Source organism: Neobacillus camarae, from assembly GCF_054950115.1.
This window is the reverse complement of sequence record NZ_JBUCKX010000002.1, coordinates 1268079-1287972: the sequence shown is the minus strand read 5'-3', so window position 1 is coordinate 1287972 and position 19894 is coordinate 1268079. Positions and strand designations below refer to the sequence as shown.

Sequence of the window (19894 nt, the reverse complement as noted above, 5' to 3'; positions counted from 1 at the left end):
TTATATTAGAAATATCCTGGATAATGACCGACTATTGTAAAAAGGAACAAAAGAAAAGAGGCTGACCTATCAGCCTCTTTTCTTCTGTTCCCGAATCCAGAAGGGGATAGTAGCTTATCCACCAAGCCCCTTTGTAAGCAAATAAATAACGAGCGGTCCCAAAATGACTATAAAGATCGAGGGAAAGATGAAAAACACCATAGGGAACAACATTTTCACAGGAGCCTTCATGGCTTGCTCCCGTGCGGCCTCCCGCCGCTGTTCGCGTATTCGGACGGTCAGACTGCCTAATACCTTTACCATCCCTATCCCAAGCTGGTCGGCTTGAATCAGGGAGGTAATAACACTTTGGACCGAATCCGATGGGACACGCTTGCGGAGCTCATAAAATGCTTCCCTCCTGGACTTTCCTAGTTTCATATCTTCCAAAGTTTGCAAAAATTCGTCAGCCAACGGCCCTTTATTTTTTTGCGAAACCTCTGCCAGTGCCAAATCCAGTCCCATTCCTGCTTCGAGCAGCAAATTTACTGTATCGAAAAAGTCAGGCATTGCCTTATTGATGGCTTTGATTCTTGCCGTTTTCTTTTTTCCCAAATAGAAAACCGGCAAACGCAAGCCCAATAAAGCCATCGTGATAATCAACAGCGAAATTAACAGCTTGCTTTCCGCTAAAGGCATAATAAAAATAAAGAAAGGAAGACTTAATCCTGCGCTCAATAATAGCTGAAACATCCTAAAGTCAGTTGCTGACTTAAAAGGGTAACCTGCCTCTCTCAGCATGGTGTCAATCCTTTTCCGTTCCACTTTTGAAATTCGTTTACTTAGTCCTTGCGTCCCTTTGTCCCAATAATTTTCAGTAAGCCTTTTTAATCGGCCTGGTTTCTTCTCGTTTATTGGAATGTTATGGACCTCGTTGGCACGTTCTCCAAAATACAGCATGATCCGCTTTTGATGAACAATCTGATTTTTAAGGATGGTAAATAAAATGGCTGCCAGGAATGAGGTAATAAACGCTGTAAACAAAAACAAGAATAAAAAGTTTAACATGATTACACCTCAATCCGGATAATTTTTTGGATAAACACCCATCCAAGAAGTATGGAGAACGAGGCGACAAACAGCATGATCCATCCTAATGGGTGCTCAAACATGGGGGAAAAGTATTCTTTATTTACTAACGCTAAATAAATGCCCAGACCAATTGGGATCATGGTAATGACCCAAGAGGACATTCTCCCCTGTGCAGTCATGGTGTTCAGTTCCTCTAATATTCTCACTCTGCCCCGAACGGTTTCCTCCATGGTCTCAAGCAATCCTGCCAAGTTTCCGCCGCTTTTCCTTTGGGCGAGGATGGCCCTAATTACCACTTCTAGTTCCTTGTTGGGCAGCCTGATCATCATTTCTTCAAACACTTCGTCCATTGGAACACCAAGACCAATCTGCCGGACAACCCGTTCAAATTCCGGACCAAGCGGATCAGGGGCTTCTTTGCCGACAAGTTGCATGGCCTGTAAAAAGCTAAAACCTGCCCGCATTGAATTAGCAGTCATTCCCAACACTTCGATTAATTGATAATTCACCCTTGCCAGCCGTTTTTTTCTTCTCTGTTTCATCACCAGATTAGGAATGATAAATCCAATAATAGCAGCCAAAAACGACAGGTACCAATTAGATACCAAAAGGCTACAGAGAATCCCCGCACCGATAGCAGCGATGACCCTAATGGCCAAGAATTCTTCGGGTTTCAGTTGACTGCCTGATTCCAATAAGAGTTTTTTTGTCTTTTCACTAAATTGCACACTCTGAAAAAACTTGGAAATAGCAGAAATAACACTCGCTAAAAAGGAGGGCGCCTTTTCATGCTGCTCTGTCCCTTCCTGGGCAGAACCATTGGGCAAAAACTCCTTTACACGGCTGGCCAGTCTCCGCTTATGGGTTACCTTTTTTAAGATTAAATACATAACCAGTGTGACAGCAATGATAACAAATAATAATTCTATAACCATGTTCATTATTACCACTCCCTAACAAACCAGGATGGAGGGATTTTAAAGCCATTCAGTTCCAACTGTTCCGTAAACCTAGGACGTATTCCGGTAGAGATAAATTCCCCTTCTATGGTCCCATCTTGGGTGAAGCCTGTTTCCTTATAGACAAACAGATCTTGAAGGACAATCACATCGCCTTCCATCCCCAATACTTCCGTTATATAAGTAATTTTTCTTGTTCCGTCTTTCATCCTGGATTGGTGGACGATTAAATCCAATGCATTGGCAATTTGCTCTCGGATTGCCCTAACTGGCAGGTCATAACCTGCCATTAATACCATCGTTTCTAAACGGGACAAAATATCCCTTGGTGAGTTGGCATGTCCGGTACTTAATCCGCCGTCGTGGCCCGTATTCATGGCCTGAAGCATATCAAGTGCTTCTGCCCCCCGAACCTCCCCGACCACAATCCGGTCAGGACGCATCCGAAGTGAGTTCCGCACTAAATCCCTAATCTTTATTTCTCCTTTGCCTTCAATATTTGAAGGCCGTGATTCCAGACTAACCACATGATCCTGAAACAATTTCAGTTCGGCCGCATCCTCTATGGTAATAATCCGCTCTTGGTTGGGAATAAACGAAGACAAAACGTTTAGAGTGGAAGTTTTCCCCGAACCGGTACCACCACTGATAAAGACATTCAGCCTTGATTTTACACAAACCTCCAAAAACTCTGCCATCTGCTCATTTAATGTGCCAAATTGTACTAAATCTTTTATGGTAAATGGAGTTTCAGAGAACTTCCGGATGGTTAAGCTAGGGCCTTTAAGGGCTAGCGGCGGGATGATGGCATTCACACGCGAGCCGTTCGGCAGGCGCGCATCCACCATTGGAGAACTTTCATCAATGCGGCGCCCTAGAGGTGAAACAATCCGCTCAATCACCCTTATCACGTGCTGATTATCGATAAATTGCACATGGCTTCGATAGATTTTCCCGCTTTTCTCGTAATAGACATCATTAAAGTTGTTTACCATGACCTCACTAATCAGCGGATCTTCCAATAAGGGGGTAATCGGCCCATAAGCCAGAAGCTCATCTTTAACATAGGTCAATATTTCCTGTTTTTCTTCAAACGTCAGTCTGCTGCCTTCTTGCTCAAAAAAGGTCTCTGACAGTTCCTCTATTTTACTCTTTTCTTTTTCTCTATCTTGTCCAGGGTATTTCTTTAATTCTTCCAGAAGGTAGTTATGAAGATTGGTTTCAAGATTCCAATATTCTTTTGTTTTTTTCGGTGTGGGGAATTCAATTAGTTCCTTGACCGGTGTTATTTCACTGGTTTCTTCTATATATTTTTTAAAAAGCGACATCCCTTTATCCCCCTTACTTGCCGACTTTAAACCACTTTTTCTCATTTTTCACAGGGCTTGAGCTCTGTCTGTCTTGTTCAACTAACTGTTCCGATAAACTTAAAACCGCCTTGCCGATACTGCTTCGCGGGTTTGATAGCATATATGGCAGGCCTGTCTTGATTGAGGTAGAAACTACATTCGGCTGATCGGGAAGAGTATGAAAAACTTTGGTACCCAGGATCTCTTCTATCCTTTTCAATTCAAGCCCTTGGCCCTTTCCGTAGCGGTTTAATACTAGTTTTGCCTTATCCTTTAAATGAACATTCTCTAAAGTATCTAAGTACAGCTGACATAGGCGCAGCCCCGAAATTTCATTTAACGATAATAGTAAAATCTCGTCTGCTATGGCCAAACACCGCAAATGAATCTCCGATAAATAAACCGGCATATCAATGAGGATGACATCAAATAACTGCTTCGCCTCTTCAATTGCATCATGGATATGTTTTTCAGAGATTCCCTCGAAAAACTCAGGCCTGGGCGGAGCGGCAAGAACGGTAACATCGACATCCAATTCAGTCATATATTGGGTGATGGAGTAGTTAGGACGGCCATATGCTTCCTTTACCCATTCATAAATCGTTCTTTTGGGTTTCACATTATAATAGACCCCAACTTCCCCAAATTGCAGGTTTCCATCAATCACAGCGACTTTGTTTCCCATTTTGGCAAATGCTACGGCAAGATTAACCGTGAATGAAGTTCTGCCTACACCGCCTTTTGGACTAGTAATGGCAATGACCCTGCTCTTTTCTTTTACTAGATTAGGAGAATGATCCATTTTCGCACGATGCTGCATAAATCTTTTTGCATGCGCTACAGCTTCTGAAAGCCCTTCGAGATTATATGGAGTACGGAGAGTATCAGAAGCACCCATCAGCATCGCCTTTTTCAGGTCCTCTCTTTCTTCTGACACCATCAAAATAATATAGACATGCGGATAAATGGCTGAAATTTCCCGACAAAGACTGTAGTTATTGTATTGTGTATTGGCATCCAGGAATAGAACCGTTTGATTGGATTCTCTCAATAGTGAGTCCAGCTGCTTCATTTCATTGGTTTCGTACAATGAATACAACTGTTTTTCCAGAAAGGTTTTCACCTCTCCAAGAGAAGAAGCTGTATCGGAAAAATAAACCCAATTTATACTCATTGTTTCTCCTCCTCTTTATCTTCTTTAATTACTTCTCTTGTCTGTTTCATCCCGGCTTTTCCAGTTTCGGCATCATCTTGATTGCGCAGCATTAAATAGAACCCATCCTTATCCTTGGAAGCTAAGCTCAGGGTGATTCCTTCCTCCACCGTTACTTCCAATGTGACGGTTTGATATTTAAGCGCCCCTTCTTTATCATCTGAAGATTGGCCGGATGTCAATACTTTGACGTTTTCAAGCGCTAAAACCGCTGATTTATATTCTTTTTTTGTTGCATCATCTTTGTCTGTTTCATAAGCAATTACATCTACCATGGAATTCGGGGCCACATATCCGGAAACCCCGCTGTCTAAATCTACTTTGATGGATATGGCCCGCTTGCCTTTGCTTACATCGGCAATTGGATTGGTAAATTCTCTTGCCAGCGCCTTATCTTTTTCCGACTGTTTCTGTTTTTCAGTTTTTTCTTGGGACGTTTGTTCTTTTTCTTTTGTCCCTTCATCGCTGACCGATGCTATGGCCGGCTTGGGTGAATCTTCTTTTGCAAAAACAGTTATGTAAAGGACTCCTGCTGCCATTAAGCCGATAACAAACGATACTATCCAAATTTTTTTCGTATCCATTTCGTCCTCCTGTATCTAGGTATTTAACTCTTACCGTTTTTTGCATCTATTATTAAAGCTGTGTTTCATTGTATAGTCCGATAAGAACAACAGCCGTCTTCTCAATAATTAGCGTTCTATTCTATTCTCATTTGTGTTTCGTCTTTCAGTTCCATAGTCTTAACAAGCGGTCCAAGTACCGGAGTGATAAATTGGAAAGGATAGGAAATGGTAATCGTTGCAACTTTATCTGTTCCCTCTGTTTTAGTTGAAACACTGACCCATGCTTCGTTTAAGTGGATACTTGTCCCTTGGTTCATAGCAATTTGTTTGACTTGTGAATCACTTTTACCAATACTTGCTGCACGTGCTGCTTCTCTACCTGCATGATCAATGGTTAAATAGGCATGAAACGCGCGGCCAAAGTCGATAATGCCGAATAATAACATAATGAAAATAGGAAGTATAAGGGCAAATTCAACCAGTGATTGACCATTTTCAAGTTTCATTAGAATCTGCTCCAAACAACTGAACACAATGTACCAAATACAATGGCAATGCCATATGGAAAGGATATGCTTCTGCCATCTTTTGCTTTAGATAAAATAATAGAACCAATATTATTTCTAAAATAAACGATATTTAAGTAGATTGATTTAATAAGAGTTATAAATCCATTTTTCTTAATGATTAAAAAAAGCCCAATTGCACCGCCAATCAGAGCTGTGAAAATAAAAGAGTTAAATACGAATTCTGTTCCCATAAGAGCACCGATAGCTGCCATAAGCTTTACATCTCCGGCTCCCATCCCCCCCAATAAATAAGGGATAAATAAAAAGATAAATCCTACTAATAACCCTTTTCCTGAAAATAAAAAGCCTTCTAACCCATTGGTAAAAATAGAATATATCAATGCAAATAGTATGGTAGGAAGAGTAACGATATTTAATATTTTTCTGGATTTAATATCAGTAACAAGGCAAATTCCCAGAGTTAAAAATAATACGATAAACTCCATTTTCATCATCTCCAAATCTTACTAATAAGCCCTGCCAAAGCAGGGCTTATAGATATTATTAAGAATTTTTAATTGCATCCTTTACAACTTTTAACTTATTAAATAATTCATCTCCCAAGTAACCTAAGACAGCTATGCAGGCGATTCCCACTAGTGCAATGATCAACCCGTACTCAGTTAACGCTTGCCCTTCTTCTTCAACAACAAGATTTTTCATTTTTTCTAGCATTTCTTTTCCTCCTTAATAGGTTTTGTTTTGTCGTTCTGTATTTAGAACTTGACTTGAGTATATATCGAACTTACTATTTTGAAAAATTCCACTTTTAGTCAAATTTACCTATTTTCACTTGTTAACTAATTTAATTCTCTGTTTTTCTCCTTTTTTCTTAGTTTTTCGTTCTTTTAATTGAACAAAAAATACAATATAATGAACACAACAAAAAAAGTAAGGAGTCTTGTAAATGAAAAAGAGAACAATCGCCATACCTTACCAAATTAATAAAGCGGATTCATTTTTTACTAGACTTAAAGGATACATGTTTCGAATGGAACCGATTACGAATGAAGGACTTTGGATTGTGCCCTGTAATGCTGTTCATATGTTTTTTATGAAATTTTCGATTGATGTTGTCCTTTTAAACGAACGCCAAGAAGTGGTTGGCCTCTACTCTGACCTTAAGCCATGGAAAATGACCAAACCCCTGAAGAATGCCTATTCTACGCTGGAACTACCAGCAGGAACCATTCATAATTTAACTATTAAGGTAGGCAGCTTCATTCAATTTCCTTGCTAGACTGTTCTTATTTTCTCTGTACAAAGTCTGGGATACGCACTATAATTCTTTATAAAGAACAAAAAGATGAAAGGAGGCATTTTTTTTGCTAAAAAGGGTTTTTGCTGATGAAAAAGGTCAATCCATGGCAATTTTTCCGATTCTATTAGTGGTATTAATAGGCTTTGCTGGCCTGGCAATTGATGGAGGGAGACTGTATATCGCCAAGTCGCAATTGCAAAAGGCAGTCGATGCCGGTGTGCTTGCCGGGGCGGATGCGATGATCGACGATTATAAATCACGAGGCGCATTCAATTATTCCATTGCAACAGGCAACGCAGAGGCAATTTCTGAAAACAACTATGATGATGAAGATGATTCGGTCAGCAATAATATCACCTACAGCCCGATTGCTGAACATGATGATGACCAAAACGTGGAATACGTCCAAGTAACTGGAAAAGAAAACGTTTCATTGCTGCTAATGCCTGTTTTAGGAATGGGTAAGCTGACCGAGGTCAAAGCAACTGCAAGAGTCAACATAGGACAAATAGCTAAAGCTGAGGCGGGAGTGATCCCAATCGGTTTGCCAGTAGATGATTTTAAAGAGAAACAGGAAAAAGGTGAAACGGAGTATCAGCTCCTATATGAACCTGGTGGAGGTAAACAGGGCAATTACAGCTATCTTGATTTCAGCTCCATCATGCCGGACGGAAAATTATACGGAAAAATTTGTAAGGTGAACGGTATCGATGACTTTGATTGCACCAGTTCCACAATGAGCAGCAAAAGCTCCGATACAGATGCCGATGGAAAGACGAACAGTGGATCGAAATCTGTTGGAGAATTTATTGAAAATGGATTTCCCTATGACGTATCCGTCGGGCAGCAAGTAGATACCAAAACCGGCATCTCTACCAAAAGCGAGAACATTCTACCTGCGATTAAAAATAAAATCGGCCAAGTGGTGTATGTTCCCATTATTAGTGACACGGGTTCAGGAAAAAGTACGGTCGTCATATTAGGATTTGCAGCATTTAGAATTGACTCCCTATCTGCAGATGAGAAAACCATCAATGCCACCTTTCTTGAAGTGAAAGTTCCAGGTGATGTCGGAGATGTCCCACTCAACCTGCCAATTTTTTCTCAATTAGTATTATAAATCGTTAAAGCGGCGTGTCTTAAAAACTCATTTAAGACACGCCTTTTTATATATAAAAGTTGAAAGGTCTGGTTGATTAACGCTAAAATCAGTAAGAGTAATACAACATGGATTATTGTACTGGAGGACATCATGGTCAATTTATCACTTATAACGGCAGAATTAAAAAATATAGAAGCCAATTTTCATCAGGCATTAATGGAGCTTGTCTCCATTCCAAGCTACATTCAAGAAACCGAGCCAGGCTTTCCATTTGGCCAGCCTATCGATTCGGCTCTCAAGAAGGCGTTGGAGATTTCCGAGCAGCTGGGTTTCAAAACCTACTGTGACCCGGCAGGCTATTATGGCTATGCCGAGATTGGCGAAGGAGAGGAAATGATCGGCATTCTAGGGCATCTTGATGTCGTTCCCGCCGGAAAATTAGACAAATGGTTATCACCGCCCTTCGAGCCTATCATTAAGAACGGCAACATGTATGGACGCGGAACTCAAGATGACAAAGGCCCGACATTGGCCGCTTTGTTCGCGGTCAAAGCTTTAATGAATCTTGGCGTAACTTTTCGTAAACGTGTCCGATTTATTTTTGGCACTGATGAAGAATCACTTTGGCGCTGTATGAACCGCTACAGCGAGTTAGAGGAGCTACCTGCGATGGGTTTTGCTCCTGACTCCGTTTTCCCGCTCGTTTTTGCTGAAAAAGGCTTACTCCAGGTGCAGTTAGAGGGAATAAATGAATCATCATTACAAATCAACGCCGGTAATTCCTTTAATGCAGTGCCGGATACCGCCAGCTATAGCGGTCCCAAAAATGCCGAGTTGAAGAATGCCTTACAGGAGTTGGGCTATGAGTATGAAATGAAGGATGGGGAAATCGTTGTCCTGGGAAAAGCAGTGCATGCTCAAGTGGCGGAAACAGGGATCAATGCCATTAACCGTTTATTAATTGGATTAAAGAAAATTGGTTACTCATCTAAAGTGATTGATTTTATTAATGACCTGGTAAAGGAAGATGCATTCGCCAGTCAAATTTTTGGAAAATGTGAGGACGATGTTTCCGGAAATTTAAAATTCAATGTTGGTAAACTGGACATGACCAGGGATGTTGAAAGATTGTCCATTGATATCCGAATTCCGGTTACGGTGGATAAACAAACCATTGCTGACCAGCTTTCTACGACCGCCAACAAGTACGGTTTGGAATACAAGGAATACGATTTTCTAAACTCCATTTACATTCCAAAGGATCATTTTTTGGTTAAAACTCTGATGAATGTTTACCAAGAAGTGACCGGGGATTTGGGGTCAGAACCGATTTCATCCGGAGGTGCGACCTATGCCCGTGCGATGGAAAACTTTGTGGCATTCGGAGCCATTTTCCCCGACCAACTCAAAACTGAACATCAACCGAATGAACATGTTGAGTTAGAAAAAATGTTCCAAGCCATGACGATTTATGCAAAAGCGGTTTATGAATTAACTCGATGAGTTTTTCAGATTCTTCTGGATTTCTAAAAGATCTATACAAATGAAATACCCGTCATTTGACGGGTATTCTTTTTCTCTGAAAGTCCATTTTTCTCAGCTTTATGTTATAGCTGCCGTTACAGTCAATATCAGCGTGAAACGTACCGCATCAGGATTTAGCCGACTTTTTTAAGATATAAATAAAAAAGACCAGCATTTCTGCTAGCCTTGTTATCCACCTATGTATGGTGGAGACGGTGGGACGTGCTCTTCCATGCTTTCGTCATGGCACTGACTATATCTTGAACCTGTACCACAGGTTCTCCGGCGTCTTATGCGAAACAAGAATTTTACCATTCAGGTAAGCGTTACGCATCCTAGTACCACCACTTAAATTGGCGGCCTATAAGTCGATACACGGCTGTTGGATTACTCCACATACCGCTCGGCATTGCCTTATCACAAAAAGTGACTTAGGTTTCACCGATAAAGCCGGATTATCACTCGCATGTTACCACACGAGGCGACTAAAACTTAATCGAACCCACGTCCAAAGATATCGGCACTTAAGCTTCTACGAGTGTAGTCGATATATTGGCGCTTCGCTGAGCCTTTTGCCTATCGACCGGCGTCCGGTCAGCTAGTCTGGTTGTTCTCTTCCTTCATCCTCAGACGGTGGAATCCGGCGTAGCCTGCTAAGAGTGAGTCCGCTACCCTACCACACAGGCAATGGAGGGGCGAACAGCCTAAGCGCTATTAAGCAGCGAAAGCTAAGTTATTGTTAGTTTTGCCAGTTATTGGCTTTGGCGTTTTAACGAGGCCGACCCCCTCGACTCGCAACCTAAGCTCGAACTACCCCTGTCGAATCCGTAGCGTCCCCATTATAAAATGTGCTGATAACCTCAGCAAGACGTTTAGGAAACTGGCAAGTTGTTGAGCTAAAGTTTGTGTCGCATCTTAGCGACAAACTTATTATACCACACTTGAAGTATTTTTCAATTGTAAGTAACTGTAAATAAATTGGAAATTTAGAGTAACACTGATTACATCTTTTGGCGTTCTCGGAAAGCACGTTCAATTTCACGTTTGGCTTCTTTTTTCTTCAAATCTTCCCGTTTATCGTAGTTCTTTTTCCCTTTGGCCAACCCGATTAATACCTTGCAATAGCCATTTTTAAGATAAAGCTTTAGCGGAATGATCGCAAAGCCCGATTCTTTGGAATCACCGAACAGCTTCATGATTTCCTTTTTATGGAGCAGCAACTTGCGTGTCCGTAAAGGATCATGATTATAGCGGTTTCCCTGTTCATATGGACTAACATGCATTCCAAAAATCACGGCTTCTCCGTCTTGTATCCTCACATACGAATCTTTCAGGTTCACGCGTCCGGCACGAATCGCCTTAATTTCGGTTCCTTGAAGCACAAGTCCAGCCTCGTAGGTTTCCTCGATAAAATAATCATGATAGGCCTTTTTATTTTGAGCAACTGTTTTCCCTTCACCTTTTGGCATTTTTTCACCTCAAATCTATGACTTATATTTTAACAAAATAAACTGCATCGTACAACGAAAAGAGGGCCGTCCAAAGCGGCCCTCATATTACTACCGTTTCTTCTTTTTACGTTTTGTGCTTTTGGAAATCGGAACGTTCTCATAATGCTTGCGTTTCTTTTTCGGCCTTGCTCCCTGTTTTCCGCCTGCCTCTGCCGGCCGTTCGCCTTGTTTATTGCGGCGCGGCTTTTGGGTATCACTTCCGGTTTTGAACACTTTCGGAGCGGCGGGGCGTTCCCGGCGGGGTGTGCCCTTCATGCCGACAATTTCAAAATCAATTGACCGTTCTTCTTTATTCACATTGATGACCCGGACGGTAATTTCATCGCCAATCCGGAATACCTTCCCGGTCCGTTCTCCAATCATCGCGTAATGGCGTTCATCAAAGCGGTAATAGTCATCTGTCATATAGCTGACATGGACGAGACCTTCAATGGTGTTTTGCAGTTCGACGAACATGCCAAAGTTAGTGACAGAACTGATAATACCGTCAAACTCCTCACCAATTTTGTCCAGCATGAACTCCGCTTTTTTCAATTCATCTGTTTCCCGCTCGGCATCGACAGCACGGCGCTCCATTTTAGAGGAATGCTGGGCGATTTCCGGCAGTTGGGCATTCCATTTTTCCCGTGTCGTCTCATCGAGCTTGCCCTCGATTAAATAAGTTCTGATCAACCGGTGCACGATGGTATCCGGATAACGGCGGATGGGAGACGTAAAATGGGTATAAAACTGGGTCGATAGCCCAAAGTGACCTAAACTGTCCGGATCGTATTTTGCCTGCTGCATCGAACGCAGCATCACAGTGGATATGACCATTTCCTCCGGCTTGCCCTGCACTTCTTCAATAATCTCCTGAAGTGCCCGTGGGTGGACATTGTTTGCGGTACCCTTGACAATGTAACCAAAGTTGGTAATAAACTCGAAAAACTTTCGAAGTTTGTCCTCTTTCGGGTCTTCGTGAATACGGTAAATAAACGGCACGTCCATCCAATGGAAGTGCTCGGCCACCGTTTCATTGGCTGCCAGCATAAATTCCTCAATCAGCCGCTCGGCAACGGACCGATCGCGCAAAATCACCTCGGTCGGTTTTCCTTCCTCATCGACCAAGACCTTTGATTCTTTAAAATCAAAATCAATCGCACCGCGGGTCATCCGTTTATTGCGGAGAATTGCCGCGAGTTCTTCCATTAATTCAAACATCGGGACAAGCGACTCATACCGTGCCCGTGTCTCCTCATCCTTATCAACAAGTATCAGGTTGACATCATGATAGGTCATCCGTTCCGTTGTCTTGATGACACTTTGAAAAATTTCATGGGAAACCGCGTTGCCAGATGAGTCAATTTCCATTTCACATGATAGCACCAGACGATCCACCTTTGGATTAAGCGAACAAATTCCATTGGATAATCGGTGCGGAATCATCGGGATTACACGATCCACCAAATAAACACTGGTAGCCCTGTCCGCAGCCTCTCGGTCAATTGGTGTCCCCTCTTGGACGTAATAACTAACATCGGCAATATGAACACCAAGCTTGTAGTTCCCGTTATCCAATTTGGTTACCGTAACGGCGTCATCCAAATCTTTCGCATCCGCGCCATCGATGGTCACAATGACTTCATTTCGTAAATCCCGCCGATTGGCGAGCTCACTTTCATCAATCGTATCAGGTGTTTCATTGGCCTGCTGCAACACTTCGTCCGGAAAGGCCATGGGAAGGCCATGCTTATGTATAACCGAAAGAATATCCACACCAGGGTCGTTTTTATGGCCGAGGATGGTAACGACTTCCCCCTCGGCACTTTTTCTTCCCTCCGGATAGGAGGTCAGTTCCACAACGACTTTATGCCCTTCGACTGCTCCCTTGGAAGCTTCTTTTGGAATAAAAATATCACTGGCAAATTTTTTATCATCGGGAATGACAAACCCGAAGTTTTTGCTTTCCACATAAGTCCCAACGATTTGTTTCGTGCCTCTTTCGACTATCCGGATGACGCTGCCTTCCCGGCGCTGACCGGAGGTTTCAGAAGTGACCCGAACTAGAACCGTATCACCGTGCATGGCATTGTTAATTTCCGTCGGGGGAATAAAAATATCATCCATCCCTGGTTCCTCCGGAATCACAAAGGCAAATCCCTTGGCATGTCCCGTCAGTTTTCCACGGATTAGGTTCATTTTTCCCGGCAGGCCATATCGGTTGGCCCTGGTCCGGACAACAAGCCCTTTTTCTTCCATTTGGACAAGGGCTTTGACAAACTCTTTAAAGTCGCCCGAGTCCTCTATCCCAAATGCCGCTTCAAGCTCTTGGACAGTTAGTGGTTTGTATGCCTCGTCCTTCATATAATTCATTAATTTTTCAATATGATTTTGGATATGATCCAAAAATATCCCTCCTTCGTAAGGAATCTTATTCGTGCCAATCGAGCTTTTCCAAAAAGGCGTACACGTCTTCATGCAGCTGTTCCCGTTCTTTATCCAGCGTGATGACGTGGCCTGACTCCTCGTACCATTTCATTTGCTTCAAGTCCGTTTCAATGTTGTTATAAATTATATTGGCACTTTCGGTATTGATCATTTTATCGTGGCGCGCTTGAACCACAAATGTCGGGGCGTAAATCATATCGACATTTCCCCTGACATCTGCAATCAGTTCCTGTAAAGCTTTTAACGTGTTCATCGGAGTCTTTTTAAACTCGTTCATCTCTAATTCAATTTGTTCCTCCGATTTTCCTTCTCGTCTCTTAAACTCCCGGGCATACTCCAGCACGCCCTCGTACATAATCTTTTCACTTTTTATATGCATCGGGGCACACATAGGTACAATTCCTTTTATAGGTACAGTGTATCCCAATTTTAAAGAAAATACCCCACCTAGTGAAAGACCGGCAACGGCAATTTCCTCGTGGCCCTTTTTTTTCAAATAATGATATCCTGCCAAAACGTCCTGCCACCAATCTTCCGGTCCGGTCAGAACCAGTTCTTCGGGTGGCACACCGTGGCCTTTATAGTGGGGGGCATGGCAAGTGTAGCCCTTATTTTCAAGAAAGCGGCCTAGCATCCGAACGTCGGATGAGTTACCCGTGAAGCCATGAAGCAACAGAACTCCCCGCTTTCCTCCTTCAAACGTAAATGGTTTTGGCAATGCTAATTTCATGATGCAAAACTCCTTTATGTACTAAAATTCTCTTGTTTTAGTTTAAGCATTAATGGGGGCAACATTCCACCAAAAAGGCTTGATGGCGGGTACAAAGGAACAGGTAGACAGTTTTTTTACCTTGGGAATAATAATGTAGGCTATCTTTCACTAACAAATTTTGTCCCCACAGTCCCTTTCTTGACGACAGTTTTTGCCTCTGGACTAACATTTTTGTCGCCAAGGCCCCTTCTTGACGACAGTTTTTGCTTCTGGGCCGACAATTTTGTCGCCAAGACAGTCTATGATCATTAGAATAAAAAAACCTGGCTTGTATTCGGCCAGGTTTTTTTGGTATTTAGATTTGGAAATAGGTTACGCCAAGAGCCAGTAGGAAGAATAGTACTGATAGTACTACTGTAATCCTGTGCAAAATCAAATCGATCCCACGCGCTTTTTGCTTTCCGAAAAGGGATTCCGCACCACCGGAAATGGCACCTGATAACCCGGCGCTTTTACCTGATTGAAGCAAAACAACCGCAATAAGGGCAATACAGACGATAATTAATAAAATGACTAAAAATGTATGCATAAAGTGCACCTCCTGTAGAAACGTACATGCTCACAATATTTTAAATTTACCATATTATCGTGGTTTTAACAATAGATGCATTGTGACAGCTTTTGGCAAACTAGCCGTCTACCCGGACATTAGAGGACAGAACCCTCCATTAAACGATAAAAAGGCACCCATGAAAACATGGATGCCTTTAATAAAAAGATTACTTGCTTAGGTTGTAGAAAGACTTGATACCGTTGAATTGTGCAGTTTCGCCTAATTGGTCTTCGATACGAAGCAATTGGTTGTATTTTGCTACACGGTCAGTACGTGATGGAGCACCTGTTTTAATTTGACCAGCGTTTGTAGCAACCGCGATATCAGCGATTGTAGCATCTTCAGTTTCACCAGAACGGTGAGAAACAACTGCAGTGTAGCCAGCACGTTTCGCCATTTCAATGGCATCAAAAGTTTCTGTAAGCGTACCAATTTGGTTAACTTTGATTAGGATAGAGTTGCCAATTCCTTTTTCAATACCTTCAGCAAGCTTCTTCGTATTAGTAACGAATAAATCGTCACCCACTAATTGAACTTTTTTGCCAAGGCGCTCAGTTAGCAGCTTGTGGCCTTCCCAGTCGTTTTCATCTAGACCATCTTCGATAGAGATGATTGGGTATTTATTGCAAAGTTCCTCGTACCAGTCAACCATTTCTGCAGAAGTTTTCACAACGCCTTCACCTGCAAGATGGTATTTTCCATCTTCTTTGTTATAGAACTCAGAAGAAGCAGCATCCATTGCTAGTCTTACTTCTTCTCCTGGCTTGTAGCCTGCTTTTTCAATAGCTTCCACAATTGTTTGAAGAGCTTCTTCGTTTGAACCTAAGTTTGGTGCAAATCCGCCTTCATCGCCAACAGCAGTGTTAAGACCTTTTGCTTTAAGAACCGATTTCAACGTATGGAAAATTTCAGCGCCCATACGAAGTGCTTCTTTGAAGTTAGGAGCTCCAACTGGCATAATCATGAATTCTTGAATATCTACGTTATTATCCGCATGCTCTCCACCGTTTACGATGTTCATCATTGGCACTGGAAGCTGTTTTGCATTGAAGCCGCCAAGGTATTGATATAAAGGAACATCAAGGTAGTTTGCTGCTGCATGGGCAACTGCTAAGGATACACCAAGAATGGCGTTAGCACCTAATTTACCTTTATTCTCTGTTCCATCAAGCTCGATCATCGCTTTATCGATAGAAACTTGGTCTAAAACGCTGAAGCCTTCACCAATCAATTTTGGTGCAATGATTTCATTTACGTTATCTACTGCTTTTTGTACACCTTTTCCAAGGTAACGGCTTTTGTCACCGTCACGAAGTTCTACTGCTTCGTATTCACCAGTAGAAGCACCACTTGGTACTAATGCGCGTCCGAAAGCGCCTGATTCAGTGAACACTTCTACTTCAACAGTAGGGTTACCGCGGGAATCTAATACTTCACGAGCATAAACGTCAACAATATATGGCATTGTAAAATCTCTCCTTATTATTTAAAATAAATTTATTTTTTAATTATTGATTTTCCAGTCATTTCAGCAGGTTGCTGAACATTTAACAGCTCCAACATGGTTGGTGCCAAGTCACCTAAAATACCGCCGTCACGTAATTCAACGCCTTGCTTCGTCACGATGACCGGTACAGGGTTCGTGGTGTGGGCAGTCATTGGGTCGCCTTCAAGTGTAACCACTTCATCAGCGTTACCATGGTCAGCCGTAATGATCGCTGCTCCGCCTTTTTCAAGAATTAAATCAACCACTTTTCCTAAGCATTCGTCTACAGCCTCAATTGCTTTGATCGTTGGTTCAAGCTTACCTGAATGCCCAACCATATCTGGGTTAGCGAAGTTCAGGAGAATCGCGTCAAACCTATCAGCACTGATTTCTTTTGTCAAAGCTTCCGTTACTTCATAAACACTCATTTCCGGTTTAAGGTCATAGGTAGCAACCTTTGGTGAGTTGATTAAAATCCGTTCCTCACCAGGGAATTTCGCTTCACGACCGCCGCTCATGAAGAAGGTAACGTGCGGATACTTTTCCGTTTCTGCGATCCGTAATTGCTTCAAATTATTTTGGGCCAGCACTTCACCCAAAGTATTATCCAAGTTAGTTGGTTTAAACGCAACATACCCGTCAACTGATTCGCTGAAGTGGGTTAAGCAGACAAAATATAGATCATTAGGATGCTTTGGCCCTCGGTCAAATGAACGGAAGTCCTTGTTCGTAAATGTATTTGAAATCTGAATCGCCCGGTCCGGACGGAAGTTATAAAAGATGACTGCATCGTTATCTTGGATGGTTGCAACCGGCTGGCCGTCTTCTTTAGTAATTACCGAAGGAATGACGAATTCATCAAAGATTCCATGAGAGTAAGAGTCCTCGACCAATTGCAATGGATCGGTATAGGTTGGTCCCTCGCCGTATACCATGGCGCGGTATGATTTTTCAACACGTTCCCAACGCTTGTCACGATCCATCGAATAATAACGTCCAGAAATGGTTGCGAATTCGCCGATCCCATACTCCTTCATTTTGTCCAATGTCTCCTGAATGTATGTCGGTGCTGTTTTCGGACCGACATCACGTCCATCTAAGAACGCATGAATATAAACTTTTTCAACGCCCTCTGCTTTCGCAAGCTTAAGCAGGGCAAACATATGGTTAATATGGCTATGTACACCGCCATCAGATAACAAGCCAAACAAATGCAGGGCAGTTCCATTTTTCTTTACATGATCCATTGCGCCAAGGAAGGTTTCATTCTGAACAAACTCGCCTTCTCGAATCGAAATGTTTACACGGGTTAAGCTTTGGTAAACAATTCGTCCTGCGCCGATATTTAAGTGGCCAACCTCAGAGTTACCCATTTGTCCTTCCGGAAGACCCACAGCTTCACCGCTGGCAGTTAGGTGAGTGTGTGGGAAGTTCTCCCATAAACGGTCAAAGTTTGGTTTTTTGGCCTGGGCAACCGCGTTCCCTTTTACTTCATCCCTGCATCCAAAACCATCAAGAATGATAAGGGCTACTGGAGCTTTACTCATATTGGCCCGCCTCCAGCAATTTTAAAAATGATTGCGGCTCAAGGCTGGCACCGCCGACTAAAGCACCGTCGATATCAGGCTGCGCCATGTATTCTTTAATATTTTCCGGCTTCACGCTGCCGCCGTACTGAATGCGAACGGCATTTGCCACGTCTTCAGAAAACTCTTTGCCAACTACCTGACGGATGTGGGCACAAACCTCATTTGCATCTGCAGATGTTGAAGATTTTCCTGTTCCAATCGCCCAGATAGGCTCATAAGCGATAACAGTTTGTTTTACTTGCTCTTCTGTCAAACCTTGCAGCGCTTTGGCTACTTGATCGCCGACTAATTGATTGGTTTCACCGTTCTCACGCTGTTCAAGTGTTTCACCGCAGCAAACGATTGGGGTCAAATTATATTTAAAGGCTGATTGAACCTTTTTGTTTACTGATTCGTCGGTTTCATTAAACATTTCCCGGCGCTCAGAATGGCCGATAATCACATAGTGAACACCCAGGTCTGCAAGTGCTTTCGGGCTGATTTCGCCTGTGAACGCACCGCTTTCTTCAAAGTGCATGTTTTGTGCACCTATTTTTACTTCGCTGCCTTCGGTTACTTCTAACAAGCTTTGTAAAAATAATGCCGGCGCACAAATAACCGAGTCCATCTTGTCTGAAGCAGGTATAAGACCTTTTACTTCCTCAGCAAAACTTTTTGCTTCAGGAAGTGTTTTGTTCATCTTCCAGTTACCTGCAATGATTGGTTTACGCATACTGGAACATCCTTTCTTGATTAACTTACTTATCGTTTAATGCCACAACACCCGGTAACGCTTTGCCTTCCATAAATTCTAAGGAAGCTCCGCCGCCTGTAGAAATGTGGCTCATTTTATCTGCTAATCCAAACTTTTCAACAGCTGCAGCTGAATCACCGCCGCCAATGACTGAGTATGTGCCTTCAGCATCTGCAAGTGCTTGGCCAACCGCTTTGGTACCTTCTGCAAACGTATCGATTTCAAATACGCCCATTGGTCCGTTCCAGATGACAAGTTTGGAATTTTGAATGACATCTCGGTAAATATCACGGGTTTTGGGACCAATATCAAGTGCTTCCCATTCTGCAGGTATTTCTTCGATGCTGACAACTTTTGTGTTGGCATCTGCTGAAAAATCATCTGCTACCACAACATCAACTGGCATATAGAAGTTGACACCTTTTTCCTTTGCCTTAGCTATAAAGGAATTGGCCAAATCAATTTTGTCTGCTTCTAGCAAAGATTTGCCGACCTCATGTCCTTGTGCCTTAACAAAGGTATAGGCAAGTCCACCGCCGATAATCAAATTATCTACTAATTCTAAAAGATTTTCGATGACACCAATTTTGTCTTTTACTTTTGCTCCACCGATAATGGCTGTAAATGGGCGTTCTGGATTGGATAGAGCTTTTCCTAAAACATCTAGTTCCTTTTCCATTAACAGGCCAGATACTGCTGGAAGGTGATGCGCAATCCCTTCTGTTGAAGCATGGGCACGGTGTGCAGCACCAAATGCATCGTTCACATAAACATCTGCGAGTTCAGCAAATGACTTGGCAAGCTCAGGATCGTTCTTTTCTTCACCAGGATAGAAGCGGACGTTTTCTAATAGTAAAACATCCCCTTCGTTTAATGTGTCAATTAATCCTTTAACGGAATCGCCATAAGCTTCATCGGCTTTTTTGACTTCTTTTCCAAGCAGTTCAGAAAGCCTTGCAGCAACTGGTGTCAACCGCATTTCTTCGACAACTTTTCCTTTTGGGCGTCCAAGGTGGCTGGCGAGAAGAACTTTTGCCCCTTGTTCTGTTAAATACTGAATGGTTGGGAGCGCGGCGCGAATTCTTGTATCATCCGTGATTTTTCCATCCTGCATGGGTACGTTAAAATCCACTCGGCAAAAAACGCGTTTACCTTTTACATCGATATCTTTTACTGATTTTTTGTTCATCGACTGGTCCTCCTATTACT

At 42.6% G+C, this 19894-nt stretch carries 19 protein-coding genes and 1 other RNA gene; 3 read left to right on the top strand and 17 right to left on the bottom strand.

The genetic code is table 11. From position 1 onward, the window contains the following. Positions 1-114: 114 nt before the first annotated feature. The 8 genes from ACY8D0_RS13720 to ACY8D0_RS13685 all read right to left on the bottom strand — a co-directional run bounded on the left by ACY8D0_RS13720 (position 115) and on the right by ACY8D0_RS13685 (position 6402). Entirely contained in the window at positions 115-1047 is a 933-nt protein-coding gene (locus ACY8D0_RS13720; protein ID WP_462411057.1) for a type II secretion system F family protein, read from the bottom strand. A gap of 2 nt (positions 1048-1049) precedes the next feature. After that, a complete protein-coding gene (locus ACY8D0_RS13715) occupies positions 1050-2012 on the bottom strand; it encodes a type II secretion system F family protein (RefSeq protein WP_462411056.1) in 963 nt (320 codons plus the stop codon). Positions 2013-2014: 2 nt separating this feature from the next. Next, the gene (locus ACY8D0_RS13710; RefSeq protein ID WP_462411055.1) at positions 2015-3358 is read right to left on the bottom strand and encodes a TadA family conjugal transfer-associated ATPase; all 1344 of its coding nucleotides are present in this window, start codon (positions 3356-3358) and stop codon (positions 2015-2017) included. A gap of 13 nt (positions 3359-3371) precedes the next feature. Further along, entirely contained in the window at positions 3372-4553 is a 1182-nt protein-coding gene (locus tag ACY8D0_RS13705; RefSeq protein ID WP_462411054.1) for an AAA family ATPase, read from the bottom strand. Further along, positions 4550-5176, bottom strand: a complete 627-nt coding sequence (cpaB, locus tag ACY8D0_RS13700; protein WP_462411053.1) for a Flp pilus assembly protein CpaB — start codon at positions 5174-5176, stop codon at positions 4550-4552. Before cpaB ends, ACY8D0_RS13705 begins: the two co-directional genes overlap by 4 nt. 116 nt (positions 5177-5292) lie before the next feature. Further along, positions 5293-5664 carry a TadE/TadG family type IV pilus assembly protein gene (locus tag ACY8D0_RS13695; RefSeq protein WP_462411052.1) on the bottom strand — a complete coding sequence of 124 codons (372 nt, stop codon included), beginning with the start codon at positions 5662-5664 and terminating at the stop codon, positions 5293-5295. Beyond that, entirely contained in the window at positions 5664-6173 is a 510-nt protein-coding gene (locus ACY8D0_RS13690; RefSeq protein WP_462411051.1) for an A24 family peptidase, read from the bottom strand. The genes ACY8D0_RS13695 and ACY8D0_RS13690 overlap by 1 nt, the downstream gene beginning before the upstream one ends. A gap of 58 nt (positions 6174-6231) precedes the next feature. After that, complete coding sequence (locus tag ACY8D0_RS13685) at positions 6232-6402, bottom strand: Flp family type IVb pilin (protein ID WP_462411050.1); 171 nt, start codon at positions 6400-6402, stop codon at positions 6232-6234. A gap of 232 nt (positions 6403-6634) precedes the next feature. On the opposite strand from ACY8D0_RS13685, the gene ACY8D0_RS13680 reads away from it, so the two are divergent. The 3 genes from ACY8D0_RS13680 (at position 6635) to ACY8D0_RS13670 (ending at position 9593) form a co-directional block, all read left to right on the top strand. Further along, positions 6635-6967, top strand: coding sequence for a DUF192 domain-containing protein (locus ACY8D0_RS13680; protein WP_462411049.1), 333 nt, complete (start codon positions 6635-6637; stop codon positions 6965-6967). 85 nt (positions 6968-7052) lie between these two features. After that, positions 7053-8108, top strand: coding sequence for a TadE/TadG family type IV pilus assembly protein (locus tag ACY8D0_RS13675; protein WP_462411048.1), 1056 nt, complete (start codon positions 7053-7055; stop codon positions 8106-8108). Positions 8109-8240: 132 nt separating this feature from the next. After that, positions 8241-9593: a M20 family metallopeptidase gene (locus tag ACY8D0_RS13670; RefSeq protein WP_462411047.1), complete on the top strand. Its 1353-nt coding sequence runs from the start codon at positions 8241-8243 to the stop codon at positions 9591-9593. A 514-nt stretch (positions 9594-10107) separates the two neighbouring features. Here ACY8D0_RS13670 and ssrA read toward each other — a convergent pair. The 9 genes from ssrA to ACY8D0_RS13625 form a co-directional block, all read right to left on the bottom strand. Beyond that, positions 10108-10444: a transfer-messenger RNA gene (ssrA, locus tag ACY8D0_RS13665) on the bottom strand. Between the two features lie 171 nt (positions 10445-10615). Further along, entirely contained in the window at positions 10616-11083 is a 468-nt protein-coding gene (gene smpB / locus ACY8D0_RS13660; RefSeq protein WP_462411046.1) for an SsrA-binding protein SmpB, read from the bottom strand. Positions 11084-11173: 90 nt separating this feature from the next. Next, the gene (gene rnr, locus ACY8D0_RS13655; RefSeq protein ID WP_462411366.1) at positions 11174-13477 is read right to left on the bottom strand and encodes a ribonuclease R; all 2304 of its coding nucleotides are present in this window, start codon (positions 13475-13477) and stop codon (positions 11174-11176) included. A 58-nt stretch (positions 13478-13535) separates the two neighbouring features. Then, positions 13536-14282 carry an alpha/beta hydrolase gene (locus ACY8D0_RS13650; RefSeq protein WP_462411045.1) on the bottom strand — a complete coding sequence of 249 codons (747 nt, stop codon included), beginning with the start codon at positions 14280-14282 and terminating at the stop codon, positions 13536-13538. Positions 14283-14619: 337 nt separating this feature from the next. Further along, entirely contained in the window at positions 14620-14853 is a 234-nt protein-coding gene (secG, locus tag ACY8D0_RS13645) for a preprotein translocase subunit SecG (protein WP_462411044.1), read from the bottom strand. Positions 14854-15043: 190 nt separating this feature from the next. After that, positions 15044-16342 carry a phosphopyruvate hydratase gene (gene eno, locus ACY8D0_RS13640; protein ID WP_462411043.1) on the bottom strand — a complete coding sequence of 433 codons (1299 nt, stop codon included), beginning with the start codon at positions 16340-16342 and terminating at the stop codon, positions 15044-15046. A 32-nt stretch (positions 16343-16374) separates the two neighbouring features. Next, on the bottom strand, positions 16375-17910 hold the full coding sequence (gpmI, locus tag ACY8D0_RS13635) for a 2,3-bisphosphoglycerate-independent phosphoglycerate mutase (RefSeq protein WP_462411042.1): 1536 nt from the start codon (positions 17908-17910) through the stop codon (positions 16375-16377). Further along, positions 17903-18664, bottom strand: coding sequence for a triose-phosphate isomerase (gene tpiA / locus ACY8D0_RS13630; protein ID WP_462411041.1), 762 nt, complete (start codon positions 18662-18664; stop codon positions 17903-17905). Before tpiA ends, gpmI begins: the two co-directional genes overlap by 8 nt. A 25-nt stretch (positions 18665-18689) precedes the next feature. Further along, positions 18690-19874, bottom strand: a complete 1185-nt coding sequence (locus ACY8D0_RS13625) for a phosphoglycerate kinase (protein WP_462411040.1) — start codon at positions 19872-19874, stop codon at positions 18690-18692. Positions 19875-19894: the final 20 nt, after the last annotated feature.